This window comes from Glutamicibacter sp. AGC46 (assembly GCF_053543715.1).
In genome coordinates, this window is record NZ_JBLVOJ010000024.1 from 477,438 (window position 1) to 479,855 (window position 2,418).

The following is a 2,418-nucleotide window of genomic DNA, read 5'->3' on the forward strand; positions in this document are numbered from 1 at the left end:
GGCAAGGGGCGGCTTCGGTGGTTGCCTGGCGGCTGGGTCCTGGAACTAGTCGGCGACGTTTTCGTATTCGTCTTCTTCGTAGTCCTCGTCATCCAGCAGGTTGTCGTAGTAGTCGTTGATGTACTCAACGAGCAGCTCGCGCATTTCCAGCGGGACGAAAGCAGCTTCGGCGGCGTTCAGCGTCAGATCCAGCAGATCTTCCAAGTCGTAGTCGAAGGCTTCTACCAGCAATTCGAACTCATCGGACAAGGAGGTGCCGGACATCAGGCGGTTATCCGGCGAGATGGTGACATTGAAACCGGTCTGGACCAGCAGGTCGATCGGGTGGTTCCCGATGCCTTCGCCGAATTTGGAGGTAGCACCGGTCTGCAGGTTCGAGGACGGGCAGACTTCCAGCGGGATGCCGCGTTCGCGGACCCAGTTCGCTACCGGGCCCAGCGATACCAGGCCGGTATCGTCGCTGAGTTCTTCGCCGTTCTCGTCGATAGCTCCGAACTCGATCTCGATGTCCTCGGCTACGCGGACTCCGTGGCCCAGGCGCTGGGCGCGGCCGATCAGGATGGCTTCCTTGATGGAATCCAGGCCGGCTGCTTCGCCAGCGTGCACGGTGGTTGGGAAGAGATTCTCGGCCAGCAGGTCGAAAGCTTCCTTCATCACCGAGGGCGGGAAGCCATCTTCAGCACCGGCGATATCGAAACCGACGACGCCACGACCACGGTGGCGCAGGGCCAGCTTGGCGATTTCCACGCCTTGGTCGCTGTGGCGCATGGCGGTAACGATCTGGCCGATCTGCATCGGGTGGCCCTCGGCGTTGAGCTGCTCGCAGGCCTGGTCCAGGCCTTCCTGGATGGCGTCGACGACGTCGTCCAGGCTCAAGCCTTCGCGGCGGTGCTGCTCTGGTGCATAGCGGACTTCGCCGTAGATGACACCGTCTTCAGCGAGGTCCTCTACGAATTCGCGGGCAACGCGGATCAGCGCATCTCGGGTCTGCATGACCGCGACGGTGTGCTCGAAGGTTTCCAGGTAGCGTGGCAGCGAGCCGGAGTCGGCTGATTCACGGAACCATTCGCCCAAAGCTTCTGCTTCGGTCTCTGGCAGCTCGTGTCCAATCTCGGCGGCCAGCTCGATGATCGTCTGAGGGCGCAAACCACCGTCGAGGTGGTCATGGAGCGAAACTTTAGGCAGATCCCGGAAATCGAATTCGGGATCGTAGTCAGTATGAATCATTTCTTCAGTCACACCACTGAGCCTAGTCGCATTTTCGTGGAACTGACAGCTCCAACGGGTAAAGATCTGCGAGCCACTATGTGACCCTGATCAATACGGGAGGTTAACCCTCGTCAGGGGTTGGCGGGACGGTCTGCCTGGCTGGTTGCACCGGGTGCCCTTCGCGCTTCGCCGCGCGCCGATGCAGGCGATCCAGCACCCAGCTGACGATCCGGTCGATGACGAATCCGAGCACTACGGCGATGACAATGGAAACTGCAATGCCCAGCAGCTTGTTGTCGTGCATCCAGTTGCCGGCCAGCGCACCGATGCTGACGGAGTAGGCGGCCCAGGTCAGCACGCCGATGGTGTCGAAGAGGGTGAAGCGCTTGTGGCTGAATCCGGTGGCGCCCGCGGTCAGGTTCACGGCCACTCGGCCAATCGGGATGTATCGGGCCGTGAAAATCAGCAGAGCGCCCGAGGTTTCAAGTTTCTTCTCGGCATAGTTCAGCACCCGCTGCGCGCGTTGCCCGCGCATCCACTTGAAGCCCCTGGATCCGATCTTGCGTCCGATGGCGTACGTGATCTGGTCGCCGAGCAAGGCACCGCCGGCACCGAGCAAGCCGATCAGGACAAGGTTGGGAACACCGGTGTGGACGCCGACCGCGGCCAGTGAAACCAAAAATGATTCACTCGGGACGAGGGGGAAAATCGCATCGATCATGCAGAACAGAAACAATAACGGCAGGATCCACCATGCGCTGGCGGCCTGCGTGATTGCCTCATTGACTAATTCCATGCGTGCCTACATCTACTTTCCCAAGGCGCTCCATGCGCTGAATGTCTCTCCATTTTCGCTCGAGAACTCACCTGCGCGCATCCTGCTTACGTTGCGTTGTGGACAATTCCCATCTGCTACCCAGGTAGGAGTTAACTGACTAACGTTTGACTACGCCGTTATTGTTCCCGGGAACTTTCTGGGAACTTCTACTGCGGCAGCTGGCCTGGGAACCACCAGGATGCCAGGCCATTGCTACCGCAACTTCGAAGACGAACGGACCTGCACGGCCCTCCGGAAAGAAAAGCCCAGCTGCTGCAGGCAGCGAGGCCGGGGAAGAGCACTCGCAGGGCGACCAGGCTCCCGATATTTCTGGAGCGGGGCGCAGATTCCCAGCGGATCGGTCGCCGGCAAGCGAAAGAGCCGGGAAACAC

At 60.4% G+C, this 2,418-nt stretch carries 2 protein-coding genes; both read right to left on the reverse strand.

Annotation, left to right across the window (positions count from 1 at the left end):
* Positions 1–45 precede the first annotated feature (45 nt).
* Entirely contained in the window at positions 46–1,227 is a 1,182-nt protein-coding gene (locus ACNPM8_RS14210) for an adenosine deaminase (protein WP_400342889.1), read from the reverse strand.
* Between the two features lie 103 nt (positions 1,228–1,330).
* The gene (locus ACNPM8_RS14215; protein WP_105657434.1) at positions 1,331–2,005 is read right to left on the reverse strand and encodes a DedA family protein; all 675 of its coding nucleotides are present in this window, start codon (positions 2,003–2,005) and stop codon (positions 1,331–1,333) included.
* Positions 2,006–2,418: the final 413 nt, after the last annotated feature.